Below are 18,915 nucleotides of genomic sequence, written 5' to 3' on the forward strand. Positions count from 1 at the left end.
TGATCTAGAGTGAATTGGAGGCGAGTACCGGAATCGAACCGGTGTACACGGATTTGCAATCCGCTGCGTCACCACTCCGCCAACTCGCCTTTTTAAGCAATATCAATAACTTGCCGTGGTGTGAGGGGCGTTCTATCAGCTTTCAGGATGAACGTCCATAGCCTTGAGGGCGATTATTTCTGTCTTGTTTGGAAATTTGACAATACCCCAATGGTACGTTTTTGCCGCGCCCGGAAATGCAATCTGGCCCGTTGCTGCAGGCAGGCGGATGTGGCAAAAGCCAGATAACAGTCTGATAAGGAATGAGCGATCACATGACAGATTTCGCAGCCCGGCGCCTTACGATGGTTGATACTCAGGTCAGGCCCTCGGATGTGACCAAGTTCCCTATCATTGATGCGATGCTGAGCGTTGCGCGCGAAAACTTCGTGCCGGATGCGCAACGTGAGGCAGCCTATGTTGGTGATCTGGTCGAGTTGGGTGATGGACGTTGTCTGCTTGAGCCCAGGACGCTGGCTAAGATGTTGGACGCAGTCAACATTTCCAATGATGAAGTGGTGCTGGATATCGCGCCGGGGCTGGGTTACTCAACCGCAATTGCCGCGCGAATGGCAGAGTTGGTTGTGGCAGTGGAATCCGACCCGGCATTGGCGGCTGAAGCTCAGACGCTTCTGATGGAAGCTGACGTAGACAACGCTATTGTTCATGAAGGACCGCTTGAACAAGGCGCGGTTGAGCATGGACCCTACGATGTGATCATGATTCAGGGTGGGGTCGAGCAGCTTTCAGACACTTTGCTGGATCAACTCAAGGATGGGGGCCGGATCATTTGCCTGTTTATGGAGGGTGATCTTGGCACGGTTCGTATGGGTCTCAAGTCCTCAGGCCGTGTCTCGTGGCGATTTGCGTTCAATGCTAGCGCACCGATTTTGCCCGCATTTTGCGCTGAGTGTGCATTTTCGCTATAGTTGGCAATAGAAGTATTTTGATGCCTTGATTACTTGAAAACACCGGCGCAAACTGCGCTGGTGGTTGCGTAATTTCGATTTGAGAGGACTTAGTTATGCGCGGGACGACGACAGGAAAGCTGGTCAAAGGCCTGACTTTGGCTGCTGGTGTTGCATTAAGTGTGATGCCCGGAAGGTCGGTTTGGGCAGATAATCTGACCGATGCATTCATCGGCGCGTATAACACCAGCGGCCTGCTTGAGCAGAACCGTGCCTTGTTACGCGCAGCGGATGAAGATGTCGCCATTGCGCTCTCAGCGCTGCGTCCGATCATCAACTGGACCGTGCGGGTGAGCCGGGATTACACGCGCACCAACACGAGCAGCTTGATCACGACGCGCGAGCCTTCGAGCTTTTTTCCGGTCTCACGCTGAGCCAGTTGATCTATGACGGTGGCGCTTCCATCCTTGGCAAGCAATCGGCGCAGGAAACTGTGCTATCCACCCGCCAGTCTCTTATTGATATTGAACAACAAATCCTGATCAGAGCCGCGAACGCCTATCTGGGTGTTCTGCTGCAGGAAGAGACGGTTGCGATCCGCCAGAACAACGTGGAAGTGTCGGCGGAAGAACTGCGCGCATCGCAGGATCGCTTTGAAGTAGGTGAGGTTACACGTACAGACGTTGCCCTGTCCGAGGCACAATTGGCCAGCTCTCAGGCTGATTTGGCGGTCGCACGTGGTAACCTGAGCATTGCTCAGGCTGAATACGTAAACGCCGTTGGCAAGACACCTGGGCGGACGGCTGGCCAGCCAAGGCTGCCCAACCTGCCGCGTTCAGAGGCGGATGCGGTGAATTTGGCTCAGCGTAACCACCCTGCGATTCTTTCCGCACAGCATCAGGTGCGTGCGCTGGACCTGATCGTGCAGCAGCAGCGTGCAAATCTGGGTCCGAATGTTAGCCTGAATGCGGATGCGGGCATTACCGAGAGCTACGACAATGACGATTACATCAACGATGCGACGATCTCACTGAACTTCAATCAGCCGATCTATTCTGGTGGCGGTCTGGCGGCAGCGGTGCGTCGTGCGATGGCAACTCGTGATGCGTCGCGTGCCAACCTTCTGAACGTTCAGAAAGACATCACACAAGGTGTTGCCGATCGCTATGCTGCGTTTCAGGCGGCAACTGCAAGCCTGCGGGCGTCAACGGAACGGGTTCGTGCTTCGCAGGTGGCGTTTGACGGTATTCGTGAAGAAGCAACGTTGGGTGCACGGACGACCTTGGACGTCCTGAATGCCCAGCAGGATTTGCTGGACGCGCAATTGGCCGAGGTAGCATCCCGAACCGAGCGGTCGCGGGCTGCATATGAACTGCTGCAAGCCCAGGGGCTGTTGACGGCAGAGCGTTTGGGTCTTGCAGTGCAGATCTATGATCCGACCCTGTATTACAACCTTGTGAAAAAGGCGCCGTCGCAGGTCAGTAAGCAAAGCCGCGATCTGGATCGAGTGCTCAAGGCATTGCGCCGCGACTAAAGGGCATCGCTACCTGTTGTGGCGCTGGCTCAGATTGGCTACAATCGGGCCTAGGTTAGAGCGGTAGAAAATAATGTCAGATCGTGTTGTAAGCGCCAATATTCAGGACGTTCTTTCGTCGGTTAAGCGAATGGTCGACGAGGACGCGCATGACGAATCAGAATTCATATTTGTTCCGACGGCCCCGGCTGCCAAGCCGGGCCGGTTGGTTTTAACGGATGCGCTGCGCGTCAGCAATGAACCGCTGATCGCCAAGAAGGCCGGGCCCTTGAAACTGATGCCCCAGCATAGCGCGGGTGACAGTACCCCAAAGCAGGCCGCAAATGCGCCAAGCAACCCTGCCGAACCGATGCGGCTGCAACCCAGCGATATTGTGCGCGCTGGTGATGTCGACGCCAAGGCAGACGCACCAAAGCGCGACCTAGCGGGAAGCCTCAGCGCCAAGATTGAAGCTTTGGAAGCTGCTATCGCGCGCACCGAGGATCAGTGGGAGCCCGATGGCGAGAGCGATGACGACTACTCTGGCACCAAGACGCAGGCTGTTGAATGGCCGGTAGACAGGGCTTTTGCGCAGTCTCAGGCGGCTGAACCAAAATCCGAAGCCACATTTATTCGCGACCCGGAGGTGGTGGAAGATATGGCACAGAAGCCGACCGATGTTACAATCGGAGAAGAGGAATTGCGCGAACTCGTCGCCCAGATCGTCCGGGAAGAGCTGCAGGGCGCGCTGGGCGAACGGATCACGAAAAACCTGCGCAAGATGGTTCGGCGTGAGATCACGCGGGCGATCGCCGCAGCGGATGTTGACTGAGGCTTAACTGGTGCGTGGCGTCTGCGCCATCGCGAGAAGCAGATCCAGATCCATATGCTGTTCCAGATGGTCGGCAAGGTCGTCCAGCACTTGTTCGACGCCGTCTTCGTAAGCTGTTTCCGATGTCACGCCAAGTTCTGCCAGATAGCTGGCGCGAAACGTGTCCGAGGTGAAAATCCCATGCAGATAGCTGCCGCGTATGCGCCCATTGGCGCTGGCGGCACCTTCCGGGCGACCTTCGATCTGCAGCCAGGCCCGAGCGCAATCCGGGCCATCAGTACGGCCCATGTGGATCTCATATCCGCTGACGGGTTCATGACCGGGCAGGGCGGTTGCTGAGCGCAGGATAACCTGCTTTTCTCGGGCCATTGTGGTGCTGACATCCAGCAATCCCAGCCCTTCGACCCGACCGGGGCGTCCATCGACGCCATCGGGGTCCGAGATGGTTTTGCCCAGCATCTGATAACCCCCGCACAGGCCCAGAACATGACCCCCGCGGCGGACATGGGCATAAAGGTCGATATCCCAACCCTGCGCCCGGAAATAGGCCAGATCGCCGATTGTAGACTTACTGCCCGGCAACAGCACCAGATCGGCATCTCCGGGCAGGGGGCGGCCTGCTGGGATGATCTCGACCGTAACGCCTGGTTCGGCGGAAAGCGGGTCGAGATCGTCGAAATTGGCCATCCGCTCAAGCTGAGGCACAGCGATCTTGCATGCCCCTCCGGCATGAGAGCGGATGTCCATCATGTCTTCTGCCGGCAGCTTCCATGCGTCATGGAACCAGGGCACCACGCCCAGGCAGGGCCAGCCGGTCCGGGATGCGATATCGTCGCGCCCTGCATCGAACAGGGAGACATCGCCCTTGAAGCGGTTAATCGCAAAGCCCCGGATCATCGCAAGGTCCCCGGCCTCCAAGACGGCTTGCGTCCCCATGATCTGAGCGATCACGCCACCCCGATGAATGTCGCCCACCAGAACCACCGGAACCTGTGCGGCACAAGCAAATCCCATATTGGCGATGTCACCCTTGCGCAGGTTAGTTTCTGCCGGACTACCCGCGCCTTCGATCAACACCAGATCAGCGTCGCTGCAAAGCCTTTCAAAGCTTTCCAGAGCCGCCCCCAGCAGCTTAGACTTGTCCTTGCGATAATCGCCCGCCTTCATTGTACCTGCGCGCTGGCCCTGAAGAATGATCTGCGCGCCGGTATCAGTTTCGGGTTTGAGCAGGATTGGGTTCATATCCGTATGCGTCGGTCGTTTGGCCGCCCGCGCCTGCAGGGCTTGCGCGCGCCCGATTTCGCCGCCGTTTTCCGTAACAGCGGCATTGTTCGACATGTTCTGCGGCTTGAACGGAGCCACGCGCAACCCGCGTCGCGTATAGGCGCGGGCCAACCCGGCCACCAAAACCGATTTGCCGACATTGCTGCCGGTGCCTTGAATCATGATGGACCGCGCCATGGCCTGTCTCCTATGCTCGGGCGCAGATGACCTGATTTAAGGCCAAAGGAAAAGCCCCATATGAATACGCCTGCGCATCTTTTGATTGGTGCTGCTGTTTTTGCCCGCCCGGCCCGGGGCGCGACGCTATGGGCAGCTCTGTTTGGGTCCTTGTTGCCGGATTTGTCGCTATACCTGATGGCCGGCGTTTCGCTGTACATCCTGAACATCCCGGCACAGGTGGTGTTTGATCAGCATTACTTTTCACCCGCGTGGCAAACCGTATTCGCCATCGATAACTCGTTCATTTTGTGGGGAGTGGCACTTGCACTCGGGCTGTGGCGCGGCTGGCACCTGCTAACCATTGGCGCATCCGCAGGGATACTTCATTTGGTGATGGATTTCTTATTGCACGCAGGCGATGGCCGACCGCAGTTCTGGCCGATCAGTTCATGGGTCTTTCACAGTCCGATCAGCTATTGGGACAGCACACATCATGCGGCTTGGATCGCGCCGATCTCAGTGACGATTTGCATTGCCGCCTATGTGGTGCTTTGGCAGCGCGGCCTATCGGTTTCGGCAAAACTGTTCTTTGCGCTGTTACTGGCGGCCGAGCTTTGGGTGGCGTGGCAATGGATCATGTATTTTTGATCTGACCAATCAGCCCAAAGAAAAACGCGCCCCGATGTCAGGGCGCGTTTTTTCAATCGGATGCGGGGAACAATCAGGCAGCTTCGGCCTGCTGAGCCGCATTCCGGCGTTCGCTTTCTTCGCGGGACAGGGCGACAGACGTCCGTACGCCGCGACCAACAAATTCCATCAGCCCGCCTACAACCCGCTCATTGGGGTCGATGCCGGCGCACGATAGTACTTCGCGCCCATCGCGCGAACGTGCCCAACGGGCAATTTGTTCCGGTCCGTTGCCATACTTCTTGTCGTCGGCGATGGCATCATCCAGAGCAGCCAGTACAACGGCTGCGAAAAGTTTGCGTGCACGATTGCCTTGTTCGTTGTTAAAGGCAGTGCCGTCAACGAAATCTCTCATCTCGTCTTTCCTGTTTTTCTTGCTCTTGCAATTTTCGGCGTGACGGTCCTTATGACCTATTACATGCGATTCGGATACACCTAAAATGCATAGTTGCGTTGCGTCATTTGCATGGCTCGCTGCAGGTGCAGCACTAGGTTTCGTTGTCTTGTCAGGTGTGGTCACGCCAGATATAGGGACGAGAACTGACGCATCAACCGTTTGTGAAGGATTTAAGTCATGCCCAAGATAAATGGGAACGAAATTCGCCCCGGCAATGTGCTTGAGCATAATGACGGACTGTGGGCGGCGGTCAAAGTGGATCACGTAAAGCCCGGCAAAGGCGGAGCTTTTGCCCAGGTCGAGCTGCGCAACCTGCGCAATGGCTCAAAGCTGAACGAACGCTTCCGTTCGGCCGACAAAGTCGAACGCGTGCGCCTTGAGCAGAAGGATCAGCAGTTCCTGTACGAATCCGATGGCATGCTGGTGTTCATGGACTCCGAGACCTACGAGCAGATCGAACTGCCTTCGGAACTGCTGGGTGAGCGCCGCCCGTTTCTGCAGGACGGCATGACCATCGTAGTGGAGTTTTACGAAAGCGAGGCGCTGAACGCCACGCTGCCCCAAAAAGTGACCTGCAAGATCGTCGAGACCGAGCCGGTTGTGAAGGGTCAGACTGCGGCGAACTCGTTTAAGCCAGCGGTTCTGGACAATGGCGTCAAGGTCATGGTGCCACCTTTTATCGGGCAGGATGAGATGATCGTAGTGAATACCGAGACCATGGAGTATTCCGAACGCGCGTAAGCGGACGATAGTTCGGTGCAAAAGGGTCGCTCTGCGGCCCTTTTTAGGTCCGAATGCGATAACGCTCGGGATGATCGCCAAACAGCTCCAGCATCAGTTCGTACTTGATGCGATTGGCGCTGACCTGTCGGTAGAAAGCGATCAAGAAAGCGGTCGGGCCTTGAATGCGTCCGAGACCGCTTATCGCGGCCACGACGGTGCCGACATCGGTTTTACCCTGCAACACCAGCCAGCCGCCCAGCATCAGAATCCCAACAGTCCCTGCGCCATTGATGACACTCAGCAGGAACTTGGCCGAGAGTTTCCAGATGAACATCTTGCGGCGGGTCTCGAATATCTCGTCGAACTGTTTCTCAATCGCTCGCGATGTCGCCTCGATATCCTCGTGCGTCAAGCGGTCGGTCGCGCTGCGCAGGATTCGAACACGCTCGGCCACGAAGATGTTCACTTTTCGCTGAGAGGCCAGAACGATAATGATCTGCGGAACGATCATGGAAAGTGCGATCAAGCCCAGCCCCGGTTGGGTGGAAGAGATGTAGCCGATTACGCTGATCAATGTGCCGATTTGCACCACGGGGTCAGAAAATGCACCGCCTGCGAACTTACCCAGCTCTTCCGCCTCAGCGGATACGGCCGTTGTCATCGTGCCCGAACGAAGGTCTTGCCCCTCTTCGCTGAGATCGATTGATCGGGCAAGCAACCGTCCCCGGATCAGTCGAATGATGTCCTCGCCCAGCGTTCCAGAGCGATACCCGAGCACCCATTTTAACGTAAGGCTCAACAGGATGACGCCCATCATCCCAGCGCCCAGCAACAGCAGGCGATCCACTTCGATGCTATCAGATGTCAGGTGATTGACGATGTCGCGCTGGAACTCAAGCGGAGCAGCCGCCAGCGCAGCCACCGCCAATGACAGCAGAATAAGGATGATTTGCCGTCCGGCGCTGACACGCCATATCGCGGTATAGAGGCGAAACATGCACGTATCCCGTTAGGCCAATTGCAGTCAGTGATACCGCGCGGCCCGGCAGCGTCAAATACGCAAACAGTTTCAAAAGAATGGGCGTGCCGGTTCAGCAACAAAATCAACCTGTCAGTTTTAGCGTCGCGCCACCCGCCTGCATCTCGTCCCCCGCGCGATCCAGCCGAAGGTATGCGATCGCCTTTCCGCCAGACTGTGTAAACAACACCCCGGCGAGTTTACCACTGGAGTGAATCTCGGTCCCGACCGGAGCGGTGCCCGCGATCTCGACAACGCGCAGACCTTTGCGCAACTCAGTCTTGTGCTTCATGCGCGCGGTGACCTCTTGTCCGACATAGCAGCCCTTCTTGAAGTCCAAGCCATTCAGCGCCTCGAACCCGGACTCAAGAATATAGCTGTCTGGCGTCAGTTCGATGCTGGTTTCGGGGATACAGTGACGGACGCGGATAGCATCCCAGTCCGTACCGTCATCACCTTCCGGAGCGGTAGAATAAGCGCGCCATCCAAGATCAGGATGCCGCGGGTCGGGTAGGGCGCCCTCGGGCGCGGGGCCGGTGCCGCGTTGTACGTTCAGGTCGGTCTGGTCGATGGTCACATCTGCACGCAGCTTGTACATCGTCAGTCGTTTGGCAAGCCCGTCGGCCAGCACATCGGCCACATCCAGCAGCACCGACTCACCGTCTCGTTTGAGAAAGAAGTCAGCCAGGTACTTGCCCTGCGGGGTCAGAAGGGCGGCGTAGACCAGCCCGTCGTCCAGCCGCTGCACGTCATTTGTGATCAGCCCCTGCAGAAAGCTATCAGTATCGTTGCCGGTCAGGCGTAGAATGCGGCGATTGGACATGGGTTGATCCTCGTCAATTCGTCTGGCTTCGTGATATAGGAAATCGCGCCGCCATGACCAGAGGGTTTCAGACGTGTCCGCCCCGATCAGCATTGTGATTCCGACCCTTAACGCGGGGCATTCCCTGCCGGGAACGCTGCAGGCTTTGATGGAAGGGCTTCATTCAGGCCTGATCCGAGAGTTAATCGTGACCGATGGCGGCTCAGAGGACCCAACACTTGAGATGGCGGATGAAGCCGGAGCCAAGATCGTAACAGGCCCGGCGTCAAGGGGAGGGCAGTTGCAAAGGGGGTGTGCCAAAGCATCTGGCGACTGGCTGCTGATCCTGCATGCCGACACCGAGTTGCAGTCAGGCTGGAGCGCCATCGTGGCAGAGCATCTGCGTTCGCACAGGCCAGCAGCCTTCCGATTGCGGTTTCGCGTCAGCGGGATTGGTGCCCGCTGGGTTGCTGGTTGGGCCAACCTGCGTAGCAGAGTGTTTGGTTTGCCCTACGGCGATCAGGGGCTGTTGGTACGCCGCAGGGATTATGACTCTGTCGGAGGATTCCCAGATCAGCCACTGATGGAAGATGTCGCCTTGATCCGCGTGTTGCCGCGCCCGGTGCTGTTGAAAGCGGACGCGGTTACGAGTGCGGAACGCTATATCCGTCAGGGTTGGTTTCGGCGGGGCGCGCGGAACCTTTGGACTCTGGCGCGGTACTTTCTGGGGGCTGATCCGCATCTGCTGGCGCAGTCGTATCGGCGTTGAAGGCCGTGCGTAGCTCAACGATGGATTTGCCCAGACGGAACGGTGCAGCAAAACTTACCAGACATAGGGCAATGATCTGCAGTACCAAAATATGCGCATTCGCCTGCAGATATTCCCATTCATCCTTGAGCTTGCCGACCTGTTCGATCAGATCGTCATAGCTTTGGGCCAGGATCAGATAATCACCAGCAATCGCAGGCACCTTGCGCCGCATGTTGTCAATTGCTGTTTGTGTATCATCGTCCAGAGATGTGAAGACGAGAAATTGATCGATGCTGAAGGCGTCCGCTTTCGCGGCCATCTCGCGGGCCTCATCCATGTCATCACTCGACGTGCGGCCGAATAGAAAATGCAGGCCTTGAAGCGGGGCTACTTCGTTCGTGACCGCGATGAACAACGGTAAATCGGCATTGCTTGCGGTTGAGGCTGACAGAAACTCTACCTTTTCGCACAAAACAGCTGTATCCGGGTCGTAAGCGGGGTCACAGAACCTCAGCCGAAACCGCGCGGCATCACGGTCGAATGCAAGCGTGGCGGCATAAGCAACGTCGATCTGCCGGTCCAGCCGCGAACTGTCCGAGGTGTAAAGCCCGGCCAACACGGCGACCAGCGCACCGATCCCACCCAATACGACCCAGACCAGATCCGCCAGTTTCCACGCCCGATGCCCTGCAGGTTTGCGGAACAGAAATCCTGTGCCAAACAGGCCGATCATAAAGGCCAGTATCAGCAGAGGTAATTGGTTTTCAGCGATGAATGTCATACGCTGGAGTGTACGGTCTGCGCAGCGTCTGACAACAGGGCTCACGCGCAGTTGTACCTTATGAAACGTCGCTACCTGACGTCAGGACCCCGAGCTTTGGCCGAACTTGCGAAACAGCTTCGTCCGGTCAAAGGCCTGCTCTAACTCGTCCGTGCGCTGCTTGACACTGTCCCAGAGACGTTCCTGCATTTCGGCAATGGCGCATTCCAATAGCACCATTAGCGAAGTCATGGAATCCCATGCCGAAGGCACTGCGATCCTTACCGCAAAGGTGTGTTTCGCCAGCCGGTGGATGGGGGATCGCCATTGATCCGTCAGCAGGACAACCTCGGCCCCGCGTTCATGGCAAAGCTGCCCGATCAACAAAGTAGTGTTCTCATAACGCCGCACATCCAAGGCCACCAGCACGTCGCCTTCGCGCACTTCGAGCAGATCGTGAGTCCACGACGCTGCATCTGACAGCAGCTTCACATCAGGACGGATCATCTGCAGGTGGAGGTAGAGATATTGCGCCAGGGTCCCGGTTATGCGTCCGCCGGTGATGAAAACACGCCGTTTGGGATCGCAAAGCATACGGCAGAAACTGTCAAACTCATCCGGGTCGACCTCATCAATCGAACGCCGCTGGTTCTCAAGCGCTTGGCGGGAGTAGCGGTTGAGAATGTGTTCTTCAGGTAAGTCATTCTGCCAGACATCCCGTTTGGCGACGGGCCCCGAGATCATCTCTTTCACTTCGCTACGTATCGCGGACTGAAACTGCGGATAGCCATCAAAGCCGGTTTTCTGAAGCATCCGCGCAACCGTGGCGGTGGAAACCGAGGCGATACTGGCCAGCTCGGTAATGCTGCCAAGCCCTGCCATGGGGTAATCATCCAGCAGCACGTTGACCAACTGCCGCTCGGTCGGTGTCATCATTTCGCGATGCGCAAGGAGCCTTTCTGTCACTCGCACGGAATACTCCTTTCCCTTTCTACCCATGTTTATGTGGAAAATTTGACAATGCAATCTGACTTGGGGAATTTTATACAGGAAATTTATTGACAGGTTAAGAACCTCTGTGGAATTTTTTCCAAATGGAATCACGTAGCGCCACTCTCACCTCTGCTCAGCCTGATTTCGGTCCCGTCGTTCACATCGACGACGCGCCGGAAGAGCCTTCGGTTGTGGTGGTGTGCGAACACGCCTCGCATCGTATCCCGGACGGACTGGGGGACATGGGGCTAAGTGCCGAGGCACTGCGCAGCCATATCGCGTGGGACCCGGGCGCGCTGCCGGTTGCACAGGCACTGGCCCAGCAGTTGAACGGCGTGCTGGTGCATGGCGGGGTGTCGAGGCTGGTTTATGACTGCAACCGCCCTCCCGAAGCCCCCGATGCTATGCCGGAATGCAGTGAAGACACACCGATCCCGGCGAACCTTGAACTGAGCGCCAATGCGCGTCAGCAGCGGATCGAAGGCGTATATGTACCGTTTTGCCAAGGGCTAGAGGATGTTCTGATCCGTCATCACCGCACGCTAAAACTCATGGTGACGGTTCATAGTTTCACGCCGATATACCGCGGAACACCGCGCGATGTTGAGCTTGGTTTGCTGCATGGCCAGGACGCCCGCTTTGCCAAGGCGATGTTGGCCAGCGCCGCGCACGAGCTGCCCCTGGTTACTCGATTGAACGAACCCTATTCGGCGGCAGACGGGGTGGCGCACACTTTGGATCTTCACGCAGCGCCCAACGGATTGTTGAACGTCATGATCGAGATCCGGAATGATCTGATTCAGACAGCCGAGCAGCAGCGGGTCATGGCCGATTGTCTGGCCCCGTGGATCAATCGTACCATTGCTCCGTTCTGTAGCGGGGTGGGCGAATGATCAAGGCAATGTCAGCATATGTGCGTGTAGTCGATGCGGTGAACTACCGGATCGGGCGGGTCATGATGTGGGGCCTGTTCGTGATGATGGGCATCCTGCTGTGGTCCTCGATCTCGAAGACCTTCTTTCTGCCTTCGCTCTGGACGCTAGAAATGGCGCAGTTTGCGATGGTGACTTATTACATCATGGGGGGGCCATATTCGATCCAACTGGGTTCGAACGTTCGGATGGATCTGTTTTACCATAATTGGAGCCATCGCCGGAAAGCCTGGTTCGATGCCTTCACGGTGCTGCTGCTGATCCTTTATCTGGGTGTACTGTTCTACGGTGGGCTTGGATCCACGGCGTACAGCCTGGGCTATTGGGGTGATGAGCCTGTCACCTATTTCACAGGCCTTCTGACCGGCAGCGAAGAGGTCGGACGGCTAGAACGATCCTCCACCGCGTGGCGGCCATACATCTGGCCGGTCAAGGCGATCATGGTCTTCGGCTTCTTCCTGATGCTGCTGCAGGCGATATCAGAATTTTTCAAGGACATTGCGCGGATCAACGGGCAAGAGATCGGGGCAGCGCGGGCATGAGCCAGGAATTTATCGCAATCTTCATGTTCGCTTCTGATGATGCTGATGCTGTTTACAGGGCAGCGCGTCTTTGGTGCCATTGGTGCCGTCGCAGCCATTGCGGCACTGGCGCTCTGGGGGACAGGCGGGCAGGACATTCCGTTTTCGGCGGCGATGAAGCTGATGAAATGGTACCCACTGCTGACCCTGCCGATGTTCATCTTCATGGGCTATGTCCTGAGCGAAAGTCGTCTGGCCGATGACCTCTATCGCATGTTCCACGTCTGGATGGGGCCGGTGAACGGTGGGCTTGCCATCGGCACCATCGGCCTGATGGTGCTGGTCTCGGCGATGAACGGGCTCAGCGTGGCAGGTATGGCCATCGGGGCGACGATTGCACTGCCTGAACTGCTGCGGCGCGGATACGACAAGACCATGGTGACGGGGGTCATTCAGGCCGGGTCGAGCTTGGGCATCCTTGTGCCGCCCTCGGTAGTTCTGGTGCTTTATGCCATGATCGCGCGGCAACCCGTCGGTCAACTTTGGCTGGCAGGCATTGTGCCGGGGCTGCTGATGGCGTCTTTGTTCATCCTCTACATCTGGATTCGTTGCCGGCTTCAACCGCATCTGGGACCAGCGATGGAAGACGCGCACGAGGTCCCGAGGTCCGAGAAACTCCGTCTGCTCTGGGCCGGGGCACTGCCATTGATGATTTTCGCTGCGATGATGCTGCCGTTCGTGAACGGTTGGACCTCATTGGTAGAAAGTTCGGCCATCGGAGCGTTGGCGGCGCTTGTGGCGTCAGTCCTCAAGCGTCGGATGACGTGGAAGATTTTCGAGGATTGTACCAAGCAAACACTGGCTATCTCGTGCATGTTCATGTGGATCATCCTTGCGGCGCTGGGCTTCGGCGCGGTGTTTGACGGGCTGGGCGCGGTCAAGGCCATCGAGAACCTGTTCACCGAGCAGTTGGGGCTGTCACCGTGGCTGATCCTGATCCTGATGCAGCTCAGCTTTATCATCATGGGCACGTTCCTGGACGACACCGCAATGCTCGTCATCGTGGCGCCGCTCTATGTGCCGCTCGTGGGGGCGCTTGGTTTCGATCTGATCTGGTACGGTGTACTTTACACCATCACCACCCAGATCGCGTATATGACGCCGCCTTTCGGCTACAACCTGTTCCTGATGCGCGCAATGGCTCCACCAGAAATCAGCCTGCGGGACATTTACCGCTCAATCGTGCCCTTTGTCGGGGTGATGATCCTGGCGCTCGCAATAATCATGATATTTCCCGAGATCGCCTTGTGGCTGCCCGGGTATGTTTACGGAAATTAACCAGAAGGCCCGACACACGGGCACCCAAACTTAAACGGAGAGGAAATTGACATGACGACAAGACGTAAGTTTCTGAAAACTGCGGGGGTAGGGGTTGCGGCGGCACCTTTGGCAACGCCTGCACTGGCGCAAAGCACGATCACATGGCGGATGCAGACATATGCCGGTCCTGCACTGGCCGAGCATGTGATCGACCCGGCTATCAAGATGTTCAACCAGATCGCCGGTGACCGTATGCAGATCGAGCTGTTCTACGCCGATCAACTGGTCCCGACCGGAGAGCTGTTCCGCGCTATGCAGAAGGGAACCATCGACGCGGTTCAATCGGATGATGACTCGATGGCTTCGCCCACCGAAGTCACTGTGTTCGGCGGCTACTTCCCGTTCGCTTCGCGCTATTCGCTGGACGTACCGGTACTGTTCAACCAGTGGGGCTTGAACGAAATCTGGGACGAAGAGTATTCGAAGGTTGGCGTTAAACACATCAGCGCCGGCGCGTGGGACCCGTGTCACTTTGCGACCAAGGATCCGATCAATTCGCTGGAGGATATGAAGGGCAAACGCATCTTCACCTTCCCGACAGCAGGCCGGTTCCTCAGCCAGTTTGGCGTGGTACCCGTCACACTGCCGTGGGAAGACATCGAAGTTGCAGTTCAAACCGGCGAGTTGGACGGTATTGCCTGGTCGGGCATCACCGAAGACTACACCGTGGGTTGGGCGGATGTGACTAACTACTTCCTAACCAACAACATTTCGGGGGCCTGGGCCGGCCACTTCTTTGCCAATATGGATCGCTGGAACGAGCTACCGGAAGATCTGCAAACTCTGTTCAAGGTCTGCTGTGACCAGTCGCACTACTACCGCCAGTGGTGGTATTGGGGCGGCGAAGCCAACCTGCGGGTTAACGGTACCAAGATGCAATTGACGACCATCCCGGATGAAGAGTGGGCGACGGTTGAAGAAGCTGCTGTTAAGTTCTGGGACGAAATTGCTGCGGAATCCGAGACCAAGGCAAAGGTCGTGGATATCTTCAAGCGCTACAACGCCGAAATGCTCAAGGCCGGGCGGCCCTATCGTTACGGATAAAATACTGGACCGGCCCGTTCTTTCGCGGGCCGGTCGTTACAGGGACAAAGAATTTTCGTCGAAAATTCTCGCATATCACAGAGGTATTGTATGCTGACATTTGAGCATTTGAAGGCTGAGGTTTCGTCTGGCGAGATTGATACGGTATTGGTTTGTCTGGTTGACATGCAGGGCCGTTTGATGGGCAAGCGGTTTCATGCGGGTCATTTTGTTGCGGGGGCGTGGGAAGAGACGCATTGCTGCAATTATCTGCTGGCGACGGATCTCGAGATGGGGACGCCGGATGGGTATGCGTCGACCAGTTGGGAGCGGGGCTATGGCGATTATGTGATGAAGCCGGATCTGAGCACGCTGCGCCCTGTACCGTGGCTGGAAGGCACGGCGATGGTGATGTGCGATGTGCTGGATCATCACACGCATGAAGAAGTGCCACACGCGCCGCGCTCGATCCTGAAACGTCAGGTGAACCGGCTGAAGGCGATGGGCTATGACGCGATGTGCGCCACCGAGCTGGAGTTTTTCCTGTTCGAGAAAAGCTTTGATCAGATCCGCAAGGAAGGCTTTCGCGACCTTGAGCCGATCTCGGGGTACAACGAAGACTATCACATCCTTCAGACCACCAAGGAAGAGCATGTGATGCGCCCGATCCGCAACCATCTGTGGGATGCGGGGATACCGGTCGAGAACACGAAAGGTGAGGCCGAGACCGGGCAGGAAGAACTGAACATCAAATACGCGCCTGCGATGGAGACGGCCGAGTATCACTCGATCGCCAAGAACGCGGTGAAAGAGATTGCCTGGCAGCATGGGCATGCCGCGACCTTCCTGCCGAAATGGCATCATGAGAAGGTGGGCAGTTCCAGCCACGTGCATCAGTCGCTCTGGTCCGAGGGGCGGCCGATCTTTTTCGACGAAAAAGATCCGCTCGGCATGTCGGATGTGATGAAAAGCTACATGGCGGGTCTTTTGAAATACGCCGCCGATTACACCTGTTTCATGGCGCCCTACATCAACAGCTACAAGCGGTTCATGAAGGGGACCTTTGCGCCGACGCGGATCATCTGGTCGGTGGACAACCGCACCGCCGGGTTCCGCCTGTGCGGTGACGGCACCAAGGCGGTGCGGGTGGAATGCCGTATCCCGGGCTCGGATATGAACCCCTATCTGGCGATGGCTGGGATGCTGGCGGCGGGGATCGCTGGGATCGAAGAAGGGCTGGAGTTGCAGCCGCCGACCACGGGCGACGTCTATCAGGGAGAGACGGGGATGATCCCGGGCAATCTGCGCGCGGCGCGGGATGCGCTGCATGGCTCGGCGATGTTGCGGGCTGCGATGGGAGATGACGTTGTCGATCACTATGCGCGCGCGGCCGAGGTTGAGATCGAAGAGTTTGAGCGCGTGGTGACCGATTGGGAAATTGCCCGCGGGTTCGAGCGGGCTTGAGAGGGTGAAAGCGAGGGGCCAGCCCCGCCGCCATTGGCGCTCGAACCAATGGCGCACCAATGGCGGCCCCCGAGATATTTATGGCCAGATGAAGCAGGGATCCTGCTCTCTTTAGAGATGGAGTGACTATGGGGCAGATGTTGCAATGTGTCTCGCCGATTGATGGGTCGGTCTATGCCGAACGCGAGGTGTTGTCGCGGGAGGCCGCGTTTGAGGTTGCGGGCCGGGCGCGGGCCGCACAGGCGGCTTGGGCGGCGCGGCCCTTGCGGGAACGCATTGATCTCGTGATGGCGGGTGTGGCTGCTGTCGGCGCGATGAATGAGGAAATCGTGCCCGAGTTGGCGCATATGATGGGTCGCCCGGTGCGCTATGGCGGTGAGTTTGGCGGCTTCAACGAGCGCGCAAGCCATATGGCCGGGATTGCCGAAAGCGCATTGGCTGATATCGCGGTGGGCGAAGATGAGACGTTCAAGCGCTATATCAGGCGCATCCCGCATGGGGTGGTGTTTGTGGTGGCGCCGTGGAACTACCCCTACATGACGGCGATCAACACGGTGGCCCCGGCGCTGATCGCGGGTAATACGGTGATCCTGAAACACGCCACGCAGACCCTGCTGGTGGGCGAGCGTATGGCGCAGGCCTTCCATGCAGCGGGTGTGCCCGAAGACGTGTTCCAGAATGTCTTTCTGAGCCATGACGTGACCAACGATCTGATCGCGGGCAATGCGTTCGACTTCGTGAACTTCACCGGCTCGGTCGGCGGCGGCCAGGCGATGGAGCGCGCGGCGGCGGGCACCTTTACCGGCGTCGGGACTGAGCTGGGCGGCAAGGATCCGGGTTATGTGATGGACGATGCCGATCTGGAGGCGGCGGTTGAGACGCTGATCGACGGGGCAATGTTCAACGCGGGCCAGTGCTGCTGCGGGATCGAGCGGATTTATGTGCATGAAAGCCTGTATGACGACTTCGTCGCCAGGGCGGTGGAGATCGTGAAGGGCTATAAGCTGGGCAATCCGCTGGACGCTGAGACCACCATTGGCCCGATGGCCAATGTGCGCTTTGCCGATGAGGTGCGGGCGCAGATTGCCGAGGCGGTCGAGGCTGGTGCGGTGGCCCATATCGACATCTTCCCCGAGGATGATGGCGGCGCATATCTGACGCCGCAGATCCTGACCAATGTCACCCATGACATGCGGGTGATGCGGGATGAAAGCTTTGGTCCGGTAGTGGGCATTATGAAAGTGTCCACGGATGACGAGGCCATCCGGCTGATGAATGACAGCGCGTTTGGCCTGACAGCGAGCCTCTGGACCAGCGATCTGGACCGTGCTGCGCGGGTGGGCGACCAGATTGAGACGGGCACCGTCTTCATGAACCGCGCCGATTATCTGGATCCCGGCCTGTGTTGGACCGGCTGCAAGAATACCGGGCGCGGCGGCGGTCTCTCGGTCATTGGCTATCACAACCTGACACGTCCCAAATCCTATCACCTGAAAAAGGTCACGGGCTAAGGACGCCGGCCTGCCTCGGAATGACCCCCTCGCCGGGGCAGGCCTTTTGACACGAAGGAAAGCAAACATGTCACTTGTTGGAAACTGGTCTTATCCAACCGCAATCAAATTCGGGGCCGGGCGGATCAATGAATTACCCGAAGCCTGTGCGGCGGCCGGCATGAAGAAGCCGCTGCTGGTCACCGACAAGGGGCTGGCCGACCTGCCGATCACCACCGCGACGCTGGATATCATGGAGACCGCCGGTCTGGGCCGGGGTCTGTTCGCGGATGTGGACCCGAACCCCAATGAACAGAACCTCGAGGCCGGTGTTGCGGCCTATAACGCGGGCGGCCATGACGGGGTGATCGCTTTTGGCGGCGGCTCGGGGCTGGATCTGGGCAAGATGGTCGCCTTCATGTGTGGTCAGACGCGCCCGGTCTGGGACTTTGAGGACATCGGCGATTGGTGGACCCGAGCGGATGCCGATGCCATCGCGCCGATCATCGCCGTGCCCACAACTGCCGGGACCGGGTCCGAAGTGGGGCGCGCCAGCGTCATCACCAATTCTGAAACCCACGCCAAGAAGATCATCTTCCATCCCAAGGTGCTGCCGACCGTGGTGATCTGCGACCCCGAGCTGACGGTGGGCATGCCCAAGTTCATCACCGCAGGCACCGGTCTGGATGCGTTCGCGCATTGTGTCGAGGCGTTCAGCAGCCCGCATTACCACCCGATGTCTCAGGGCATCGCGCTGGAAGGGATGCGGCTGGTCAAGGACTACCTGCCACGTGCCTATGCGGACGGCACCGACATCGAAGCCCGCGCCCAGATGATGAGCGCGGCGGCGATGGGGGCCACCGCCTTCCAGAAAGGCCTGGGCGCCATCCACGCCATGAGCCACCCCGTCGGCGCGGTGTTCAACACCCACCACGGCACCACCAACGCGGTCTGCATGCCCGCCGTGCTCGAGTTCAACGCGCCAGTCATCGCCGACCGCTTCCAGCAAGCCGCCGCCTATCTGGGCATCGACGGCGGCTTCGACGGCTTCCGCAGCTTCGTGCAAGAGTTTAACGACAGCCTCGCCATCCCCCGCAATCTCTCCGACCTCGGCGTCACCAAAGCCGCCATCCCCGAACTGGTCCAAGGCGCTATCATCGACCCCTCATGCGGAGGGAATCCGATCGAATTGACCGAAGAAAACCTGACAACGCTCTTCAACGCAGCACACTAACGGGC

Annotated in this window: 16 protein-coding genes, 1 tRNA gene and 2 pseudogenes; 13 read left to right on the forward strand and 6 right to left on the reverse strand. The window is 58.1% G+C overall.

The features are described from left to right. Positions 1 to 15: 15 nt before the first annotated feature. A tRNA-Cys gene (locus AC1DFB_RS03845) sits at positions 16 to 89 on the reverse strand. 225 nt (positions 90 to 314) lie between these two features. Between AC1DFB_RS03845 and AC1DFB_RS03850 the strand changes: the two genes are divergently transcribed. The 3 genes and pseudogenes from AC1DFB_RS03850 (at position 315) to AC1DFB_RS03860 (ending at position 3,292) form a co-directional block, all read left to right on the forward strand. Continuing rightward, positions 315 to 968, forward strand: a complete 654-nt coding sequence (locus AC1DFB_RS03850) for a protein-L-isoaspartate O-methyltransferase family protein (protein ID WP_170401191.1) — start codon at positions 315 to 317, stop codon at positions 966 to 968. 95 nt (positions 969 to 1,063) lie between these two features. Continuing rightward, positions 1,064 to 2,481 (forward strand): annotated as a pseudogene (locus tag AC1DFB_RS03855) (TolC family outer membrane protein). 73 nt (positions 2,482 to 2,554) lie between these two features. Then, positions 2,555 to 3,292, forward strand: coding sequence for a hypothetical protein (locus AC1DFB_RS03860; protein WP_480922162.1), 738 nt, complete (start codon positions 2,555 to 2,557; stop codon positions 3,290 to 3,292). 3 nt (positions 3,293 to 3,295) lie between these two features. Here AC1DFB_RS03860 and AC1DFB_RS03865 read toward each other — a convergent pair whose 3' ends face one another. Then, positions 3,296 to 4,753 (reverse strand): cobyric acid synthase, encoded by a 1,458-nt coding sequence (locus AC1DFB_RS03865; protein ID WP_480922163.1) that lies wholly within the window; start codon positions 4,751 to 4,753, stop codon positions 3,296 to 3,298. 60 nt (positions 4,754 to 4,813) lie between these two features. On the opposite strand from AC1DFB_RS03865, the gene AC1DFB_RS03870 reads away from it, so the two are divergent. Beyond that, the gene (locus tag AC1DFB_RS03870; RefSeq protein ID WP_480922164.1) at positions 4,814 to 5,383 is read left to right on the forward strand and encodes a cobalamin biosynthesis protein CobQ; all 570 of its coding nucleotides are present in this window, start codon (positions 4,814 to 4,816) and stop codon (positions 5,381 to 5,383) included. A 73-nt stretch (positions 5,384 to 5,456) separates the two neighbouring features. Here AC1DFB_RS03870 and AC1DFB_RS03875 read toward each other — a convergent pair whose 3' ends face one another. After that, entirely contained in the window at positions 5,457 to 5,777 is a 321-nt protein-coding gene (locus AC1DFB_RS03875; protein ID WP_008757056.1) for a DUF6280 family protein, read from the reverse strand. A 219-nt stretch (positions 5,778 to 5,996) separates the two neighbouring features. Between AC1DFB_RS03875 and efp the strand changes: the two genes are divergently transcribed. After that, entirely contained in the window at positions 5,997 to 6,560 is a 564-nt protein-coding gene (gene efp / locus AC1DFB_RS03880; RefSeq protein WP_170391801.1) for an elongation factor P, read from the forward strand. Between the two features lie 43 nt (positions 6,561 to 6,603). Here the strand turns inward: efp and AC1DFB_RS03885 are convergent, their stop codons facing one another. Both AC1DFB_RS03885 and ygfZ read right to left on the reverse strand, forming a co-directional pair. After that, the gene (locus tag AC1DFB_RS03885) at positions 6,604 to 7,539 is read right to left on the reverse strand and encodes an ABC transporter transmembrane domain-containing protein (RefSeq protein ID WP_480922165.1); all 936 of its coding nucleotides are present in this window, start codon (positions 7,537 to 7,539) and stop codon (positions 6,604 to 6,606) included. A gap of 106 nt (positions 7,540 to 7,645) precedes the next feature. Beyond that, a complete protein-coding gene (ygfZ, locus tag AC1DFB_RS03890) occupies positions 7,646 to 8,383 on the reverse strand; it encodes a CAF17-like 4Fe-4S cluster assembly/insertion protein YgfZ (RefSeq protein WP_480922166.1) in 738 nt (245 codons plus the stop codon). A 73-nt stretch (positions 8,384 to 8,456) separates the two neighbouring features. On the opposite strand from ygfZ, the gene AC1DFB_RS03895 reads away from it, so the two are divergent. Then, positions 8,457 to 9,131 carry a TIGR04283 family arsenosugar biosynthesis glycosyltransferase gene (locus AC1DFB_RS03895; RefSeq protein WP_480922167.1) on the forward strand — a complete coding sequence of 225 codons (675 nt, stop codon included), beginning with the start codon at positions 8,457 to 8,459 and terminating at the stop codon, positions 9,129 to 9,131. A gap of 844 nt (positions 9,132 to 9,975) precedes the next feature. Here AC1DFB_RS03895 and AC1DFB_RS03900 read toward each other — a convergent pair. Beyond that, positions 9,976 to 10,845, reverse strand: a complete 870-nt coding sequence (locus AC1DFB_RS03900) for a MurR/RpiR family transcriptional regulator (protein ID WP_170391793.1) — start codon at positions 10,843 to 10,845, stop codon at positions 9,976 to 9,978. Positions 10,846 to 10,967: 122 nt separating this feature from the next. Between AC1DFB_RS03900 and AC1DFB_RS03905 the strand changes: the two genes are divergently transcribed. The 7 genes and pseudogenes from AC1DFB_RS03905 (at position 10,968) to AC1DFB_RS03935 (ending at position 18,910) form a co-directional block, all read left to right on the forward strand. Beyond that, on the forward strand, positions 10,968 to 11,759 hold the full coding sequence (locus AC1DFB_RS03905) for an N-formylglutamate amidohydrolase (protein WP_170420971.1): 792 nt from the start codon (positions 10,968 to 10,970) through the stop codon (positions 11,757 to 11,759). Continuing rightward, positions 11,756 to 12,340, forward strand: coding sequence for a TRAP transporter small permease subunit (locus AC1DFB_RS03910; RefSeq protein ID WP_170625351.1), 585 nt, complete (start codon positions 11,756 to 11,758; stop codon positions 12,338 to 12,340). Before AC1DFB_RS03905 ends, AC1DFB_RS03910 begins: the two co-directional genes overlap by 4 nt. Further along, positions 12,337 to 13,657, forward strand: a pseudogene (locus AC1DFB_RS03915) (TRAP transporter large permease). Before AC1DFB_RS03910 ends, AC1DFB_RS03915 begins: the two are co-directional and overlap by 4 nt. Positions 13,658 to 13,708: 51 nt before the next feature. After that, positions 13,709 to 14,743, forward strand: a complete 1,035-nt coding sequence (locus tag AC1DFB_RS03920; RefSeq protein WP_170391784.1) for a TRAP transporter substrate-binding protein — start codon at positions 13,709 to 13,711, stop codon at positions 14,741 to 14,743. A 90-nt stretch (positions 14,744 to 14,833) separates the two neighbouring features. Further along, positions 14,834 to 16,186 (forward strand): glutamine synthetase family protein, encoded by a 1,353-nt coding sequence (locus tag AC1DFB_RS03925; protein ID WP_170594908.1) that lies wholly within the window; start codon positions 14,834 to 14,836, stop codon positions 16,184 to 16,186. A 128-nt stretch (positions 16,187 to 16,314) separates the two neighbouring features. Next, a complete protein-coding gene (locus AC1DFB_RS03930) occupies positions 16,315 to 17,697 on the forward strand; it encodes an aldehyde dehydrogenase family protein (RefSeq protein WP_480921609.1) in 1,383 nt (460 codons plus the stop codon). Positions 17,698 to 17,764: 67 nt separating this feature from the next. Further along, positions 17,765 to 18,910 carry an iron-containing alcohol dehydrogenase gene (locus tag AC1DFB_RS03935; protein ID WP_480922584.1) on the forward strand — a complete coding sequence of 382 codons (1,146 nt, stop codon included), beginning with the start codon at positions 17,765 to 17,767 and terminating at the stop codon, positions 18,908 to 18,910. The last annotated feature ends 5 nt before the right edge of the window (positions 18,911 to 18,915 follow it).

This window comes from Ruegeria sp. S84, from assembly GCF_056583445.1.

What these genes read in the sequence shown, in the direction of transcription:
- ygfZ (WP_480922166.1), bottom strand. Translation starts at nt 8,383, where the DNA reads ATGTCCAATCGCCGCATTCTACGCCTGACCGGCAACGATACTGATAGC.
- AC1DFB_RS03885 (WP_480922165.1), bottom strand. Translation starts at nt 7,539, where the DNA reads ATGTTTCGCCTCTATACCGCGATATGGCGTGTCAGCGCCGGACGGCAA.
- AC1DFB_RS03860 (WP_480922162.1), top strand. Translation starts at nt 2,555, where the DNA reads ATGTCAGATCGTGTTGTAAGCGCCAATATTCAGGACGTTCTTTCGTCG.
- AC1DFB_RS03920 (WP_170391784.1), top strand. Translation starts at nt 13,709, where the DNA reads ATGACGACAAGACGTAAGTTTCTGAAAACTGCGGGGGTAGGGGTTGCG.
- AC1DFB_RS03905 (WP_170420971.1), top strand. Translation starts at nt 10,968, where the DNA reads ATGGAATCACGTAGCGCCACTCTCACCTCTGCTCAGCCTGATTTCGGT.
- efp (WP_170391801.1), top strand. Translation starts at nt 5,997, where the DNA reads ATGCCCAAGATAAATGGGAACGAAATTCGCCCCGGCAATGTGCTTGAG.
- AC1DFB_RS03910 (WP_170625351.1), top strand. Translation starts at nt 11,756, where the DNA reads ATGATCAAGGCAATGTCAGCATATGTGCGTGTAGTCGATGCGGTGAAC.
- AC1DFB_RS03875 (WP_008757056.1), bottom strand. Translation starts at nt 5,777, where the DNA reads ATGAGAGATTTCGTTGACGGCACTGCCTTTAACAACGAACAAGGCAAT.
- AC1DFB_RS03935 (WP_480922584.1), top strand. Translation starts at nt 17,765, where the DNA reads ATGTCACTTGTTGGAAACTGGTCTTATCCAACCGCAATCAAATTCGGG.
- AC1DFB_RS03850 (WP_170401191.1), top strand. Translation starts at nt 315, where the DNA reads ATGACAGATTTCGCAGCCCGGCGCCTTACGATGGTTGATACTCAGGTC.
- AC1DFB_RS03865 (WP_480922163.1), bottom strand. Translation starts at nt 4,753, where the DNA reads ATGGCGCGGTCCATCATGATTCAAGGCACCGGCAGCAATGTCGGCAAA.
- AC1DFB_RS03870 (WP_480922164.1), top strand. Translation starts at nt 4,814, where the DNA reads ATGAATACGCCTGCGCATCTTTTGATTGGTGCTGCTGTTTTTGCCCGC.
- AC1DFB_RS03925 (WP_170594908.1), top strand. Translation starts at nt 14,834, where the DNA reads ATGCTGACATTTGAGCATTTGAAGGCTGAGGTTTCGTCTGGCGAGATT.
- AC1DFB_RS03930 (WP_480921609.1), top strand. Translation starts at nt 16,315, where the DNA reads ATGGGGCAGATGTTGCAATGTGTCTCGCCGATTGATGGGTCGGTCTAT.